The 15,559-nt window shown below is 74.5% G+C and carries 15 protein-coding genes and 1 pseudogene; 9 read left to right on the top strand and 7 right to left on the bottom strand.

The features are described from left to right. Positions 1-92 precede the first annotated feature (92 nt). The 4 genes from allB to KSE_RS31345 form a co-directional block, all read right to left on the bottom strand. Positions 93-1,460, bottom strand: coding sequence for an allantoinase AllB (allB, locus tag KSE_RS31360; protein WP_014139399.1), 1,368 nt, complete (start codon positions 1,458-1,460; stop codon positions 93-95). A 157-nt stretch (positions 1,461-1,617) separates the two neighbouring features. Continuing rightward, positions 1,618-2,742: a glycerate kinase gene (locus KSE_RS31355; protein WP_014139398.1), complete on the bottom strand. Its 1,125-nt coding sequence runs from the start codon at positions 2,740-2,742 to the stop codon at positions 1,618-1,620. 244 nt (positions 2,743-2,986) lie between these two features. Continuing rightward, positions 2,987-3,883, bottom strand: a complete 897-nt coding sequence (locus tag KSE_RS31350; RefSeq protein ID WP_014139397.1) for a 2-hydroxy-3-oxopropionate reductase — start codon at positions 3,881-3,883, stop codon at positions 2,987-2,989. A gap of 90 nt (positions 3,884-3,973) precedes the next feature. Beyond that, positions 3,974-4,846: a TIM barrel protein gene (locus KSE_RS31345; protein ID WP_051055453.1), complete on the bottom strand. Its 873-nt coding sequence runs from the start codon at positions 4,844-4,846 to the stop codon at positions 3,974-3,976. Positions 4,847-5,024: 178 nt separating this feature from the next. On the opposite strand from KSE_RS31345, the gene KSE_RS31340 reads away from it, so the two are divergent. The 8 genes from KSE_RS31340 (at position 5,025) to KSE_RS31305 (ending at position 11,331) form a co-directional block, all read left to right on the top strand. Next, on the top strand, positions 5,025-5,312 hold the full coding sequence (locus tag KSE_RS31340; protein ID WP_014139395.1) for a thiamine-binding protein: 288 nt from the start codon (positions 5,025-5,027) through the stop codon (positions 5,310-5,312). Continuing rightward, positions 5,309-5,680, top strand: coding sequence for a helix-turn-helix domain-containing protein (locus KSE_RS31335; RefSeq protein ID WP_014139394.1), 372 nt, complete (start codon positions 5,309-5,311; stop codon positions 5,678-5,680). The genes KSE_RS31340 and KSE_RS31335 overlap by 4 nt, the downstream gene beginning before the upstream one ends. A gap of 154 nt (positions 5,681-5,834) precedes the next feature. Continuing rightward, complete coding sequence (gene uraD / locus KSE_RS31330; protein WP_014139393.1) at positions 5,835-6,404, top strand: 2-oxo-4-hydroxy-4-carboxy-5-ureidoimidazoline decarboxylase; 570 nt, start codon at positions 5,835-5,837, stop codon at positions 6,402-6,404. Positions 6,405-6,433: 29 nt separating this feature from the next. Continuing rightward, the gene (gene uraH, locus KSE_RS31325) at positions 6,434-6,781 is read left to right on the top strand and encodes a hydroxyisourate hydrolase (protein WP_014139392.1); all 348 of its coding nucleotides are present in this window, start codon (positions 6,434-6,436) and stop codon (positions 6,779-6,781) included. A gap of 29 nt (positions 6,782-6,810) precedes the next feature. After that, entirely contained in the window at positions 6,811-7,731 is a 921-nt protein-coding gene (gene pucL / locus KSE_RS31320) for a factor-independent urate hydroxylase (RefSeq protein ID WP_014139391.1), read from the top strand. Between the two features lie 230 nt (positions 7,732-7,961). After that, a complete protein-coding gene (locus tag KSE_RS31315) occupies positions 7,962-9,368 on the top strand; it encodes a nucleobase:cation symporter-2 family protein (protein ID WP_014139390.1) in 1,407 nt (468 codons plus the stop codon). Beyond that, a complete protein-coding gene (locus tag KSE_RS31310; RefSeq protein WP_014139389.1) occupies positions 9,329-10,711 on the top strand; it encodes an 8-oxoguanine deaminase in 1,383 nt (460 codons plus the stop codon). Before KSE_RS31315 ends, KSE_RS31310 begins: the two co-directional genes overlap by 40 nt. A 194-nt stretch (positions 10,712-10,905) precedes the next feature. Next, positions 10,906-11,331, top strand: a complete 426-nt coding sequence (locus tag KSE_RS31305; protein ID WP_014139388.1) for a hypothetical protein — start codon at positions 10,906-10,908, stop codon at positions 11,329-11,331. On the opposite strand, the gene KSE_RS31300 is transcribed toward KSE_RS31305, so the two are convergent. Then, positions 11,277-12,551 carry an MFS transporter gene (locus tag KSE_RS31300; RefSeq protein WP_014139387.1) on the bottom strand — a complete coding sequence of 425 codons (1,275 nt, stop codon included), beginning with the start codon at positions 12,549-12,551 and terminating at the stop codon, positions 11,277-11,279. The two genes, KSE_RS31305 and KSE_RS31300, sit on opposite strands and share 55 nt — an antisense overlap. 56 nt (positions 12,552-12,607) lie before the next feature. Between KSE_RS31300 and KSE_RS45995 the strand changes: the two genes are divergently transcribed. Further along, entirely contained in the window at positions 12,608-13,606 is a 999-nt protein-coding gene (locus tag KSE_RS45995; RefSeq protein ID WP_014139386.1) for an ArsR/SmtB family transcription factor, read from the top strand. 41 nt (positions 13,607-13,647) lie between these two features. Here the strand turns inward: KSE_RS45995 and KSE_RS40455 are convergent. Both KSE_RS40455 and KSE_RS31285 read right to left on the bottom strand, forming a co-directional pair. Next, positions 13,648-14,887 (bottom strand): annotated as a pseudogene (locus tag KSE_RS40455) (TROVE domain-containing protein); the annotation flags it as partial. 186 nt (positions 14,888-15,073) lie between these two features. After that, complete coding sequence (locus KSE_RS31285) at positions 15,074-15,460, bottom strand: allophanate hydrolase-related protein (protein WP_014139384.1); 387 nt, start codon at positions 15,458-15,460, stop codon at positions 15,074-15,076. Between the last annotated feature and the right edge of the window lie 99 nt (positions 15,461-15,559).

Below are 15,559 nucleotides of genomic sequence, written 5' to 3'. Positions count from 1 at the left end.
CTTCAGCGCCGGTAGGGCCGGCAGTCGCGCCAGCGGTCGGGCTGGCGGCTGAGCCGTCGGTCGGGCCGGCGGTCGCGCTGGCGGTCGGGCCGTCAGCCGAGCTGGCGGGCGAGCCGGCGGCCGTGCGGGGCGCCGTCGGGGTCGACGGGCCGGCCGCGCAGCCAGGTGCGGTGGACCACCCCGGTGAGGGTGCGGCCCGCGTAGGGGGTGACCGGGTTCTTGTGGTGGAGGCGTTCGGCGCGGACGGCGAGTTCGCCGTCGGGGTCGAAGGCGACCAGGTCGGCGTCGTACCCGGGCGCGATGGCGCCCTTGGTGCCGGTCAGGCCGACCAGGGCGGCGGGTCCGGCGGACATCCAGCGGACCACGTCGGCGAGGGTGTGGCCGCGGCGGCGGGCCTCGGTCCAGACCGCCGGGAGGCCGAGCTGGAGCGAGGCGATGCCGCCCCAGGCGGCGGCGAAGTCGCCGCTGCCGCCGTGCCGCCGGAGCAGTTTGAGGTCGGGGGTGGAGGGTGAGTGGTCGGAGACCACGGCGGCGAACTCGCCGTCCGCGAGGGCCTGCCAGAGCAGGTCGCGGTTGGACTCGTCGCGGATCGGCGGGCAGCACTTGAAGGCGGTGTCCCCGTCGGGGACCTCCTCGGCGGCCAGCGTCAGGTAGTGCGGGCAGGTCTCGGCGGTGACGGCGACGCCGTCCGCCCTGGCCTGCCGGAGCAGCGGCAGCACGGCGGCCGAGGAGACGTGCAGGACGTGCACCCGGGCGCCGGTGCGGCGGGCGGCGGCCAGCAGCGCGGCGACGGCGGCGGCCTCGGCGTCGTCCGGGCGGGAGGCCAGGAAGTCGCGGTAGTGGGTGCCGGGCACCTGGGGGGCGGCGGCCAGCACGGCCGGGTCCTCGGCGTGGATGATCGCCAGGGCGCCGATCCGGGCCTGCTCGGCGAGCGCGGACTCCAGGTCGGCCGGGGTGGCCAGGTGCGGGAACTCGTCCACGCCGGACGGCGCGAGGAACGACTTGAAGCCGAACACGCCTTCCCGGTGCAGGAGTTCGAGCTGGTCGGTGTTGCCGGGGACGGCGCCGCCCCAGAAGCCCAGGTCGACCCAGAGCTGGCCGTCGGCGGTCTTCCGCTTGGCGTCGAGGCCCTCGACCGTGGTGGTCGGCGGGACCGAGTTCAGCGGCATGTCGACGACGGTGGTGACGCCGCCGGCCGCGGCGGCCCTGGTCGCGGAGGCGAAGCCCTCCCAGTCGGTCCGGCCGGGCTCGTTGACGTGCACGTGGGTGTCGACCAGGCCGGGCAGCAGCGCGGTGTCGCCGAGGTCGGTGATCCCGGCGGCCGGCCGGCCGTCGGCCGACAGGGCGCCGTACGGGGCGACCAGCTCGATCTTTCCGGCCCGCAGCAGCACGTCGGCGGGGCGTTCGCCGGCCGGCAGGACCACCCGCCGGGAGCGGATCACCGCGTCGTCGATGGGCATGAGGGGACCTCCGAGCGTCGTGGGGGCGAGGGTGGGTCGAAGGAGTGGTGGGAGCCTAGGCTCGCCTTCAACAAAACGTCAATGTGTGAACGCACGAGAATTCAACAGACTGTCAGCGGACTCCCGGGCGCCGCCGGGAGCGGCTCGGGGGCCGCTCTCAGGACAGCAGCGCGGCCGCCAGCCGCTCCCCCGCCAGCTCCGCCAGCTCACCCGCCCGGGCCATCGAATCGGCCGGATCGGCCGCCAGGTCGGCCAGCGCCACCGCCCGGACGAAACCCGCCGCCCGCCACTCCCGCTCGGCCAGCTCCAGCCGGCCCGCGACCGCCGCCACCGGCACCCCGGCCCGGGCCGCCGCCGCGGCCACCCCGGCCGGCGCCTTGCCGTGCAGGGTCTGCGCGTCCAGGCAGCCCTCGCCGGTCACCACCAGGCGCGCGCCGCGCACCGCCCGTTCGAAGCCCAGCAGCTCCAGCAGCAGCTCGATCCCGGGACGCATCGTCGCCCCCAGCAGCGCCAGCGCCGCGAAGCCCACCCCGCCGGCCGCGCCCGCGCCCGCCGCGCCCCGGACGTCACGGCCCGTCAGCCCGGCGACCGCGTCCGCCCAGCGGGTCAGCCCCTCCTCCAGCACCAGCAGGTCGGCGGCGTCCGCGCCCTTCTGCGGGCCGTACACGGCGGCCGCGCCGCGCGGGCCCAGCAGCGGGTTGTCCACGTCGCACGCCACCACCACCTCGACCCCGCGCAGCCGCTCCGCCAGCGCCCCCGGCTCCACCCGGGCCAGCCGCCGCAGCGCGGCCCCGCCGGGTGGCAGCGGCGCGCCGTCCGCGTCGTACAGTCCGACGCCCAGCGCCTGCGCCATGCCCGCCCCGCCGTCGGTGCAGGCGCTGCCGCCCAGGCCGAGCACCACCCGGGTCGCCCCGAGCGCGACCGCCTTCGCGACCAGCTGGCCCACCCCGTACGAGCCGGCCGCCAGCGGCGCCGTCCGGCCGCCCGGCAGCCGGGCCAGGCCCGACGCCTGCGCCAGCTCGACCACGGCGGTGTCGCCCCGCACGGCCAGCCCCGCGACCACCGGCAGCCCGGTCGGCCCGGCGACCTTCACCTCCACCCGGGAGAACCCGGCGGCGAGCGCCGCCGCCAGCGTTCCCTCGCCACCGTCGGCCACCGGCAGCTCCCGCACCTCCACCCCGGGCACCGCCCGCCGGATCCCCGCCGCGAGCCGCGCCGCGACCTCGGCGCCCTCCAGCGATCCCTTGAACTTGTCGGGGGCGACGACCACATGACCTCGCACGGCGGGGGCCTTTCTTGCTGGAGGATCCCGGAGGGGAACTGTCGGGCACACGAGCATGCACCACCAGGGGGCCCGGACCCCTGCCGTCGCGCCCCTCCCCGCCGACCTCCCGCCCCGCTTCCGACGTGCGGGAGGCTCCCCTCGGCGGGGAGGGAACCGGCCCCCCGGCGGCGCCGGCACGACCGGACAGGTACGCGCCGCCGGGGGGAGTCTGCTACCCGGCCTCGCTGGACCGGGGCCGGGCTCAGCCGGTCTGCTTGACCTCGCGGCCGGAGAGCCGCTCGACGCCGCGCAGCAGCGCGGAGTGGTCGAGCGAGCCGTCGCCGTTGGCGCGGGCGGAGGCGACCAGTTGGGCGGCGACCGCGCCGAGCGGCAGCGCGGCGCCGACCGCGCGGGCGGCGTCGGTGACGATGCCCATGTCCTTGTGGTGGAGGTCGATCCGGAAGCCGGGGGCGAACTCGCGGGCCAGCATGTTGCCCTTCTTGCGGTTCAGCACGGTGGAGCCGGCCAGCCCGCCGCCGAGCACGTCGAGCGCGGCGGCGAGGTCGACGCCCGCGTTCTCCAGGAAGACCACGGCCTCGGCCAGCACCTGGATGTTGACCGCGACGATCAGCTGGTTCGCGGCCTTGACGGTCTGGCCGGCGCCGGCCGGGCCGACGTGCACGACGGTGGTGCCGAGCGCGTCGAACAGCGGCTTGGCCTCGGCGAAGTCGGCGTCCGCGCCGCCGACCATGATGGAGAGCACCGCCTCGACGGCGCCGGCCTCGCCGCCGGAGACCGGGGCGTCCAGGCTGCGGAGGCCGGCGGCCTTCGCGGCGGCGTCGACCCTGATCGAGGTCTGCGGGGTGATGCTCGACATGTCGATGACCAGCGTGCCGGGCCGGGCGTGCGCCAGGACGCCGTCCTCGCCGAGGATCGCCTGCTCGACCTGCGGGTCGGCGGGGACCATCGTGATGACGACCTCGGCGTCGGCGACGGCCTCGGCGATCGAGCCGGCGCCGTGGCCGCCGGCCGCGACCAGGGCGTCGATCGGCTCCCGGGTGAGGTTGTAGCCGGTGACGTGGTGGCCGGCCCGGACCAGGTTGACGGCCATGGGCTTGCCCATGATGCCGAGGCCGATGAAAGCGATCTTGCGGCTCATCGCGTGCGGTTCCTTACGTGTGAGGGTCTGGGGAGTCGGCCGGCCCGGCGGGCTCGACGCTCAGCGGGCTCGGCGTCCGGCGCGCGGCGCTCAGCGGGCTCGGCGTCCGGCGCGCAGCTCGCGCGGCAGCCAGTCGAAGCTCTCGGCGCTGACGCCGCCGGCCGGGCGGTACTCGAGGCCGATCCGGCCCTGGTAGCCGGCGGCGGTGAGGCGGGCGAACAGGTCCTCGAAGTCGAGGTCGCCGGTGCCGGGTTCGTTGCGGCCGGGGGTGTCGGCGATCTGCACGTGGCCGATCCGGTCGGCGTACGCGTCGATCACGGCGGCCGGGTCCTCGCCGTTGCGGGCGAGGTGGTAGAGGTCGCAGAGGAACTTGGCGTTGCCGAGGCCGGTGGTGGCGTTGACCTTGTCGACGACGTCGACCGCGGCGGCGGCGGTGACCAGCGGGTAGTCCGGGGACTCGGCCGCGTTGAGGGTCTCGACCAGCAGGACGGCGCCGACGGAGTGGGCGGCCCGGGCGGCCAGCGCGAGGTTCTCCAGGGCGAGGGCGTCCTGTTCGGCCGGGTCGGCGTCGGGGACGCGGTTGCCGTAGAGGGCGTTCAGCGCGCCGGTGCCGAGGCGTTCGGCGAGTGCGGTGGCGACCGGGAGGTTCTCCCGGAAGCGCTCGCTCTCGGCGGGAACGGAGAGGGTGCCGCGGGCGCCGGCGGCCAGGTCGTCCAGCAGGTTGAGGCCGGTGAGCCGGACTCCGGCGGTCTCGAACGCCGTTGCCAGCGCGTCGAGTTCGTCGTTTCCGGGGGCGGGCTCGGTGCCGAAGGGCCACCAGAGTTCGGCCGCGTCGAAGCCGGCCGCCGCGGCGGCCGCGGGCCGCTCCAGCAGGGGCAGTTCGCCGAACAGGATGGACAGGTTGACCGTGAAGCGGTGCTGGGCGGCAGCGGTCACGTCGTTCACCTCTCGCTCTCTCGCCATGCAACTTCCACGATCCGGAAGCTGGATTCTGCTTGACGGAAGCTTCTCCGCCGCCCGCCCGGACTGTCAAGGACGTCGCAACAATTTGTTGAAGCAGCCGAACCCGGGGCCGCCCGCCCCGGCCGCACTGTCCGATCACCCAGAACGGCCGGGTGGATAAGCTGGGCGGGTGCGATTGATGGTGGAGTTCACGACAGAGCCGTTCGAACTGGACGGGTTCCCCGAGCACGCCAAGGCCGCGCGCCGCGCGGTGGACGAGGCGGGGCTCGCCGTCTCGGTGGGTCCGTTCGGCACCAGCGCCGAGGGCGACGCCGAACAGGCCCTGGCCGCCGTCACCCGCCTGCTGCGGGAGACCCTGGCGGCGGGGGCGAGCCGGATCTCGGTCCAGGTCAGCGTGCTGGACGGGGAGCCCGCAGGAGCCGGGACCGGAGGACCCGAAGGACCCGAAGGAGGGGATAAGCAGTGAGCGACGCCCTGGAGCACCCGCTCGCCGCCGCCCTGGAGCCGCTGCTGGCCGCGGTCGGCGCGACCGCGATCGCACCCGCCGAGGCCCGCACGGAGGACGTCGTGCTGGAGTGGGACGGCGCGCCGGCCGTCGCGGTGCGACTGCCGCACCTGAGCAGCGCGCTGGACCGGCTGCTGGCCGAGATGACCCGGCAGTTCGACGGCCGGCCGCTGGCCGAGCTGGACCGCGCCGAGAAGCAGCGGGTGGTCGCCCTGCTGGAGGAGCGCGGCGCGTTCACCGTCCGCCACGGGGTGGAGACGGTCGCGTCGGCGCTCGGGGTCAGCCGGTTCACGGTGTACAACTACCTGAACCGGCAGGAGAAGCCCTGACCCGCCCGGACTCCTCCTTGGCGGATCGCACACGGCGCCGGGCCGCACGCCCGGCGCCGTGTGCTGTCACCACAAACAGTTCAACAAAGTGTTGACGGCCTGTTGCGGCCGATCTAGCTTGTGCGGGTGGCACCAACCCTCAGGAGGTCCCTCCGTGACCCAGCCACCCCCTGCCCTCCCCGCACCCCCCGCGTCCGGCCGGTCCGGCGCGTCCTCCGCGCCCTCCGCGCCCCGCGTCCTGGCCGACCTGTCGGCCGCTGACCCGGCCGCGCTGCGGGAGGTGCTGCTGGAGGTCTGCTCCAGCCCCGCCTGGGCCGACGCCGTCGCGGCGTCCCGCCCCTGGCCCGACCGCGAGGAGCTGCTCACCGCCAACGCGAAGGCGATGGCGGGGCTCACCGCGGCCGACCTGCACGACGCGATGGCCGGCCACGCCCGGATCGGCACCCCCAAGGCGGGGGACGCCGTCTCCGAGCGCGAGCAGGCCGGCGTCCGGGGCGTCGACCCGTCCGTCCTGGACGAGTTGCGCGCCGCCAACGCCGCCTACGAGGCCAAGTTCGGCCACCTGTTCCTGATCTGCGCGACCGGCCGCACCGCGGCCGGCATGCTCGCCGCGCTGCGCGAGCGGTACCCGAACGACGCCGCCACCGAGGCGGAGGCCGTCCGGGGCGAGCTGCGGAAGATCAACGACATTCGCATCAATCAACTGCTTGACGCAACGCAGTGAATTGACGGACAGTCACTTCCTGCCATTCAGTGAGGTACCCACTCGTGACCGGCATCTCCACGCATGTGCTCGACACCAGCCTCGGCCGCCCGGCCGAGGGCGTTCCGGTCGAGCTGGCACTGCACACCGAGGGTGGCTGGAAGGTGATCGGCACCTCCGCCACGGACTCCGACGGCCGGGTCAAGGACCTGCCGGCCGCGGAGGCGGGCTCGGTCGTCCGGCTGCTGTTCGACACCGCGGCGTACTACGCGGGGTCGGCCGAGCGGCCGTTCTTCCCCGAGGTCTCGATCGTCTTCACGGTCGCGCCCGCGCAGCACCACTACCACGTGCCGTTGCTGCTCAACCCGTTCGGCTACTCGGTCTACCGCGGAAGCTAGGTAGACCGCCTGGACCCTAGGAGCCACCCATGGCCCACGTGCTCGGTCAGAACCAGTACGGCAAGGCGGAGAACCGGATCGTCCGGGTCTACCGCGACTCGACCCGCCACGAGATCAAGGACCTGAACGTCTCGGTGTCGCTGCGCGGCGATTTCGAGGACGTCCACCTCACCGGCTCGAACGCCAACTGCCTGCCCACCGACACCACCAAGAACACCGTGTACGCCTTCGCCAAGGAGCACGGCATCGACTCCGCCGAGGGCTTCGGCGTCCTGCTGGCCCGGCACTTCGTCGACTCCACCGAGCGCGGCGTGGTGCGCTCCGCCCGGATCCGGATCGAGGAGTACGGCTGGGAGCGGATCAAGACCCCCGACTCGTCCTCCCGGTTCATCGGCTCCGAGGAGGTCGGCCACTCCTTCGTCCGCAAGGGCCAGGAGGTGCGCACCACCGAGGTGGTGTACGACGGGGACCGGTTCCGGGTGGTCTCCGGCCTCAAGGACCTGGTGGTGATGAACACCACCAACTCCGAGTTCTGGGGCTACATCAAGGACCGGTACACCACCCTCCAGGAGGCGTACGACCGCATCCTGGCCACCCAGGTGACGGCCCGCTGGGCGTTCGGCTTCCACGGCCGCGACGGCGAGCCGGAGCCGAACTGGAACCGCTCGTACCAGCAGGTGCGCCGCCACCTGCTGGAGGCTTTCGCCGAGACCTACTCCTACTCGCTGCAGCAGACCCTGCACGCGATGGGCACCCGGGTGCTGAACAACCGCGCCGAGGTGGACGAGGTCCGGCTGGAGCTGCCGAACAAGCACCACTTCCTGGTCGACCTGGAGCCGTTCGGACTGAAGAACGACAACGAGGTCTACTTCGCCGCCGACCGGATGTACGGCCTGATCGAGGGCACCGTGCACCGCGAGGGCGTCACCCCGGTCATCCCGGTCGCCTGACGCCCGGCTGCCCGACTTCCTGATTATTCGTCATCTTTTGCCTGTAGTACCGCACTTGACTCTCCTCCCCCACACCGTTCGGAGACCGTGCCCGCCCTCACGGCGGCAGTCCCGGGGCCGGAGAGCAGGCCGGAGGGACCCTGTCCGTCGTCCCGCCCTCCGGCCGGTCCACACCACTCTCCAGCGCCCGGGTTGCGCCGAGAGCCTGGGGCAGCAAAGGGGCTACTTCCATGGCACTCCGCACCACCCCCACCACTGACGACGGTTCCACCCCCGTCCACCCGGTCGACGAGGTGCTCTCCCCGCCGAAGCTGTTCGGCACCGGGCTGCAGCACGTCGCCGCGATGTACGCCGGCGTGGTCGCTCCACCGCTGATCGTGGGCGCGGGCGTCGGGCTGAGCCCCGGCGAACTCGCCCTGCTGATCTCGGCCAGCCTGTTCACCGCCGGGCTGGCCACCCTGCTGCAGACGCTGGGCGTCTGGCGGATCGGGGCCCGGCTCCCGTTCGTCAACGGCGTCTCGTTCGCCGGCGTCGCGCCGATGCTGGCGATAGCCAAGGAGCACGGCCCGAAGGACGCCCTCCCGGTGGTCTTCGGCGCGGTGATCGTCGCGGGGGCCCTGTGCTTCCTCGCGGCGCCGTACTTCTCCCGGCTGGTCCGGTTCTTCCCGCCGGTCGTGCAGGGCACCGTGATCACCCTGATCGGGGTGTCCCTGCTGCCGGTCGCGGTGAACTGGGCGCGCGGCGGCTCGCCGGGCGCGCCCGGTTACGGCTCGGCGAAGGCGGTCGGCCTGGCCGCGCTCACGCTGGGCGCCGTGGTGCTGGGCAACCGGCTGCTGCGGGGCTTCTGGCAGCAGATGTCGCTGCTGATCGGCCTGGCGCTGGGCACCCTGGCGGCCTTCCCGCTCGGCCTGGCCGACTTCTCCGGGATCGGCGGCGCGCAGGTGTTCGCGCTGCCCTCGCCGTTCCACTTCGGCGGGCCGCGGTTCGACGTCGCGGCCATCGCGTCGATGTGCATCGTCATGGTGGTCTCGATGACCGAGTCCACCGCCGACATGCTGGCGCTGGGCCGGATCGTCGACCGCGAGGCCGACGAGCGGACGCTGGCGGCGGGCCTGCGCGCGGACGGCCTGGCCACCGCGGTCAGCCCGGTGTTCAACGGCTTCGCGTGCAGCGCGTTCGCCCAGAACATCGGACTGGTGGCGCTCACCAGGGTGCGCAGCCGGTTCGTGGTCGCGGCCGGCGGCGGCATCCTGGTGCTGCTGGGCCTGTTCCCGGTGCTCGGCGCGCTGGTGTCGCTGGTGCCGCAGCCGGTGCTGGGCGGCGCGGGGATCGTGCTGTTCGGGACGGTCGCGGCGTCCGGCATCCGCACCCTGGCGGAGGCCGGGATGGAGTCGACCTCGCACACCGTCCTGGTGTCGGTCGCGCTCGGGGTGGGGATCGTCCCGATCGCCGCGCCGACCTTCTACGACGGGTTCCCGGAGGCCGTCCGCACCCTGCTGCACTCCGGCATCTCGGCCGGCTGCCTGGCCGCGGTGCTGCTCAACCTGCTGTTCCACCACGTCGGCTCCGCCGGCCGTTCCCTGCAAGGAGTACCCCCATGGCAGTCCAGCCCCCAGCCGCCGACCGGCGGATCGTGATCGAGAACGTCGCGATCGCCACCGTCGACGCCCGGGACACCGAGTACGCCCGCGGCCACGTGGTCCTGCTCGGCAACACCATCGAGTCGGTCGGCGACGGGCCCGCGCCCGCCTGGCTGGACAACGTGGCGCGACGGATCAACGGCGAGGGGCACCTGCTCACCCCCGGGCTGGTCAACACGCACCACCACTTCTACCAGTGGATCACCCGCGGCCTGGCCCAGGACCACATCCTGTTCGACTGGCTGGTGGCGCTGTACCCGACCTGGGCGCGGATCGACGAGGACCTGGTGCACGCCGCCACTCAGGGCTCCGCCGCGGCGCTGCTCAAGTCGGGCTGCACCACCGCCTCCGACCACCACTACGTGTTCCCGCGCGGCGGCGGCGACGTGCTCGGCTCCTCGGTGGCCGGCGTCCAGGAGCTCGGCCTGCGGTTCACCGCGCTGCGCGGCTCGATGGACCGCAGCCGGAAGGACGGCGGCCTGCCGCCGGACCACGCGGTCGAGGACACCGACGAGATCCTCGCCGCGTCCGAGAGCGCCGTCGACAAGTGGCACGACGCCTCGTTCGGCTCGATGCTGCAGGTCGCCATCGCGCCCTGCTCCCCGTTCTCGGTCTCCACCGAACTGATGCGCCAGTCGGCCGAGTTGGCCCGGCGCAAGGGCGTGCGGCTGCACACCCACGGCTCGGAGACCGCCGAGGAGGAGGAGTTCTGCAAGCAGCTGTTCGGGATGGGCCCCACCGACTACTTCGAGTCGACGGGCTGGCTCGGCGAGGACGTGTGGATGGCGCACTGCGTCCACATGAACGACTCCGACATCGCGAAGTTCGCCGAGACCGGCACCGGCGTCGCGCACTGCCCGTCCTCCAACGCCCGGCTCGCGGCCGGCATCGCCCGGGTCCCCGACATGCTGCGGGCCGGCGTCCCGGTCGGCCTCGGCGTGGACGGCACCGCCTCCAACGAGTCCGGCGAGCTGGGCACCGAGCTGCGCAACGCCCTGCTGATCAACCGGCTGCACGGCCGCCCGGACGCGCTGACCGTCCGCCAGGCGCTGCGGCTGGGCACCATGGGCGGCGCCCGGGTGCTGGGCCGGCAGGCCGAGATCGGCTCGATCGAGGCCGGCAAGCTCGCCGACCTCGCCCTGTGGAAGATCGACGGCGTGCTGCACTCCTCGATCGCCGACCCGGTCGCCGCCCTCGTCCTGGGCGCGCTCCCGCCGCTGGCCGCGCTCTTCGTGAACGGCAACGCGGTGGTCGAGCACGGCCGCCTCACCACCGTCGACGAGGACCGGATCGCCCTCGCCGCCGCCCGCGCCGCCCGCGACCTCGCCGCCCGCGGCTGACACCCCCGCTCCCCCGCCCCCACCGCCCCGGGGGCCCGCCGCCAGGGACGACGGCGCGCCCCCGGCCCCACGGCCCCGGACCCACGGCGAAGGGTCCGGGGCCGACCCCTTCTCCGCCCCGCCCGTCGGTTCCACCGTGTAGCCTCCGGACGTTCGACCTGACGGGGTGTCGACGGAGATCGAGGAGCACAGGCATGGGCGCGAGCGGCTGGGACTACCTGACCCCCTACCGGGGCACGCCGCAGGGCACGCTCGACGCGCTGCACCGGGAGGTGTTCGCCGGGTCGGAGTGGAACGGCGCCGGCGAGTACGAGTCGCTCGAGGAGCTGTGGGAGGACGGCGAGTTCATGGGGACGGAGGGCACCCACTCGATCCTGGACGTCCCCCGCAGCGCGCTGGCCGCCGAGCCCGCCCGCGACGGCTTCGTCCAACCGCTGCCCGCCGCACGGCTGTCGCACCACTTCGGCACCGAGCGGCCGACCGTCCCGCAGTACCTCCGGGCGATGGAGGGCGACGCGCTGCGGCGGGAGGCCGACCTGCGCTGGAGCGGCCGGTACGTGCTGCTCTACACCGACGGCGAGCCCACCCACTGGGGCGTCTTCGGCTTCTCCGGCGACTGACGGGCCGCCGCCGGCACGATCGCCAGCCCGGCCGCGACCAGCAGCCCGCCGAGCACCGCCCAGCCCGCCACGCCGTGCGCGAGCACGGTCGCGGTGACGATCAGCGGGCCGATCACGTGCGAGCCGGCCTGGCCGCTCATGAACACGCCCTGGTACTCGCCGTGCCGCTCCGGATCGGCCAGGTCCAGGCTGAGCGTCCAGCCGCCGGCCGAGGTGAGCAGTTCGGCCAGGCTGTGCAGCAGCACGCCCGCCAGCACCAGCACCACCGCGAGCACCGCGCCCCGGCCGGCCGCCGCCGCGTACACCAGGCAGGCCGCGCCGAGCAGCACCCCGCCCCGGGCGCAGGCCCGGGCCGCCGAGCGGAGGTCGACCACGCCCCGGCTGGCGCGGACCTGGAACAGCACCACGGCAAGGCAGTTGACGATGCCCACCACCGCGACCAGCGGGCGCGGCGCGCTGGTGCGGGTGGCGATCCACAGCGGGATGCCGATCTCCAGCATGGCGAACTGCAGTTCCAGCACGGCGTGCAGGAACGCCACCAGCAGGTAGCGCCGGTCGGCAAGGGCGGTGCGCCGGCGTTTCCCGTCCCGGTCGGCCCGCTGCGGCCGCCCGTCCACCGGTGCGGCGTTCGGCAGCCCGGTCAGCAGCAGCGAGGTCGCGGCGAAGGTGGCGGCGTCCACGGCCAGCGCGGCGGTGTACCCCCAGTAGCTGTCCGCGTGCAGGACGAACGCGGCGCCCGTCGCGCCGACCACCAGCCCGGCGTTCATCACCGAGCGCAGCAGCGCCCGGGAGCGGACCTGGTCCTCGACGGGCAGCAGGTGCGCGATCAGCGCGCTGCGGACCACGACCGCGCCGCGCTCCAGCACGGTGGCGGCCACGACGGCGGCGACGAACGCCGCGAACCCGTCGACGACGGCGTACGCGAGCACCGCGAGCCCCTGCAACGGGCCCAGCAGGTAGAGCAGTCGGCGGTGGCCGACCCGGTCGGCGAGCCGTCCGAAGGGCACTCCGGCGAGCATGCCGGCCACCCCGGCGCAGGCCAGGCCGGTGGCCAACTGGGCCGCGCTGAGGCCGACTTGGCGGGTGAAGTAGAGGGCGCTGACGGAGTAGTAGAGCCCGTTTCCGACGGTGTTGACGGCGGTCAGCACGGCGAGCCGGCGCAGGACCGGGTCGGCGGGCAGCAGGGAGCGGCGCCCGGCGGGCGCGGCGGCGGCGGTCATGCGGGACAGGACACCAGGGTTCCCAACCGCCGTGAATCCTTTTACCGTTGGGGTCAATGTTCGAGTTCGCCTTCGGCGTGGACGACCTCGCCACCACCCGGCTCACCTACTCGCCCCTCCAGGAGGCGGTGTTCAGTCTGCGGGCCCGCCGCCGCCCGGCGGCGTACCCGCACTACCGGCGCTGGACGGCCTCCTGGGAGGCCGCGTACCGCGAACTGGACGCCGAACTGCTGGACGCGCTGGTGACGCCCCGGGTCTGGGTGCCGGACTTCCTGACGCCCCGGCCGGCGGGCCGGCGCCCGTCCTTCGAGAGCGAGTTGGCGGTCCTCGCGGCCACTGATCCGGCCGTCGTCGCCAAGGACTTCGCGGCCGCGTACCGGGGCGACGGCGCGCCGCTGCCGCCCGCGCTGGCCGCCCGACTGGAGGATCCGGCCGGGCTGCTGGCGCACTGCGTCGAGCAGGTGCGCGGCTACTGGGAGCGCTGCCTGCTGCCGCGCTGGTGGCCGCGGGCACGGGCGGTCCTGGAGGCCGACCTGGCCCACCGGGGGCGGATGTTCGCCGAGCACGGCGCGGAGGGCCTGTTCGCCGGCCTCTCTCCCCAACTCTCCTGGAATTCCGGGGTGTTGCGGCTCGACGACCCCGACTCCCGGGTCCGGGCGCTGGGCGGCCGGTACACCCCGGTGGCGGGCCGCGGGCTGATCCTGCTGCCCACCCTGTGCGGCCGCGGGGCCCACACCGTGATCGACCCGGACGAGCCGCCGGTGATCAGCTACCCGGCCCGCGGCACCGCCCTGCTCGGCGAACACCCCGCCCCGCAACCCCCGGACGCCCTCGCCGAGTTGATCGGCCCCGCCCGAACCCGCCTGCTCCTCCTGCTCGAACACCCCGCCACCACCACCGCCCTGGCGCACCGCCTCGCCGTCACCCCGGGCGCCGTCTCGCGCCACCTCACCGCCCTCACCGCCGCCGGCCTCCTCACCCGCACCCGCACCGGCCGCAGCGTCCTCTACGCCCGCTCCCCGCTCGGCACCGCCCTCGCCTCCGGCCGGCTCTGACCTCCGCCCGCCCCACCCACCGGAGGTGTGCGGCCCCGTCTTCAGCCGCGCGCCTTCGGGTGCTTCTTCGCGCTCCGCTGGTCCTCCTCCCACGGCCACGCGGCGTCCTGCCCGGCCTCCAGCAGCGGGATCAGCCGGAACGCGGCGTCGGTCAGGCCGCCGAAGGTGTGGCGGTGGCCGGTGCCGGAGGGGGCGTGGCCGGGGCGGTAGCCGGCCAGGTTCCAGGTGTAGCAGGGGATGCCGGCGGGGACGGGTGCGAGCGGGTCGTGGACGAAGCCGCCCTGGGTCTGCTCGTCGGTGACGATCACCACCCGGTCGTGGTCGCGGTAGTGGTCGCGGACGGCCGACGCCGTGTCGGTGCCGCCGCGGTTGCCGAAGCGTTCGATCGCCTGGAGCAGCGAGTCGCCGCGCCGGAGGTCGATCCTCCGGTTGGTGGTGCCGAATTCGACCAGGTCGGCGTCGGCGGCCCGCAGGGCGATCGCGGTGCCGAAGACGGCGGCGGTGTCGGCCCGGTTGAGTTCGCTCCGCGCGCTGGGCCGGTCGAACATCGAGCCGGAGCGGTCGACCAGCACGAGGGTGCGGCCGGGCAGTTCCGGCACGTTCTGCAGCGAGTGCCGCAGCGCCTGCTCCAGGGGGCGGCCCCAGCGCGGCGAGGGCGCGTGCCGGTACGCGGCGAGGTAGCGGAACGGGAACTGGCGCGAGCGGCGGACTTCGCCGCGGTCGGCCAGCGCGCGGCGTTCGGTGACGGGCAGCGCGGCGAGTGCGCGGTGGGCGGTCAGCACGGTGTCCCCGGCGGGCGGGAGGGCCTGGTCGGGGCGGTGGCGGCGGTCGAGCGCGTAGCGGAACAGCTCGCCCTGCCAGGGCTTGTCGCGGTGCGGGGCGGAGGGCCCCTCCTGCCCGATGGCGGGCAGGAGGGCGGGTGAGTTCCAGGACGTCGCCGAAGCGGTAGCCCTTGCTCGCGGTGTCGTACTTGAGCAGGGCGCGGCTGTCGTAGAGCCGGGCGACGGCGTCGGCGATGCCGCGCTTGAGCGGTTTGGGCAGGGCGCGGCCGTAGCGGGAGGTCCAGTAGCCGAGGAGTTCGCCGGGTTCGTCGGGTCGTTGCAGCACCGCGTCGACGACCTGCCGGGAGTGGCCGGGCAGCCGGGCGTCGAGCCGGGCGCGGGTGAACTCGGCGGCGCCGACCAGTGCGGCGGTGCGCATCGCGGCGCCGTAGCGCAGCCAGCGCAGCAGGTCGAGGGTCCATTCGGGGTCGCGGACGGCGAGTTCGCGGACGAGGGCGGCGGGGGTGGACAGTTCGGCGCTCTACCTGCTTGAGCTACCGCCCGTGCTGGGCGCGGGCGCCCGGGACTCGAACCCGGAACCGCCGAATCCGGAAGTAACCCCCGCCCGCGCACCCGGACGTGCACCACCCTAGCCTGCGGGGGCACCCCGTCCGCACCTGCTTTTCCGCCGTCCGGGCCCCGCCGGTCAGGCTTCGCGGCCGAGGGTGGCCAGGTAGGCGCGCCAGCCGCCGTGTTCGGTGATCTCGCGGTGCACGCCGCGTTCGAGCTGGCCGCGGGCGAGCACCATCGACAGCGCGGGGGTGCCGTCGGCCAACTCGATGACGCCCAGCTCCAGTTCGAGGGGTTCGCCGGGGAGGACGGCGTCCCGCAGGTGTTCCAGCGGGAGGTCGTACAGTTCGCCCTCGATGGCGGTGCCGGCGGTCGGGTCGGCGAGCAGCGCGGGGCATTCGTCGCGGATGGAGAAGAAGCGGTAGCCGGGGGCGGTGCCGGCCGGGCCGACCAGGTGGCCGTGGACCTTGGCGTGGAACGGGCCGCCGGTCATCGCCTGGCCGTTGAAGAAGACGCGTGCCATGGTGCTCCTTTCGTTGGGCCGCCCCGTACCGCGGCCGATGTGAGGGTGCGGCGGTACGGGGCGGGGTACGGGGGAGGTGCGAGACGGTGCGGGGGCGCT

This window comes from Kitasatospora setae KM-6054 (assembly GCF_000269985.1).
GTDB classification, from domain to species: Bacteria; Actinomycetota; Actinomycetes; order Streptomycetales; family Streptomycetaceae; genus Kitasatospora; species Kitasatospora setae.
The sequence above is the reverse complement of the archived record's forward strand: the minus strand, read 5'-3'. Positions and strand labels throughout refer to the sequence as shown.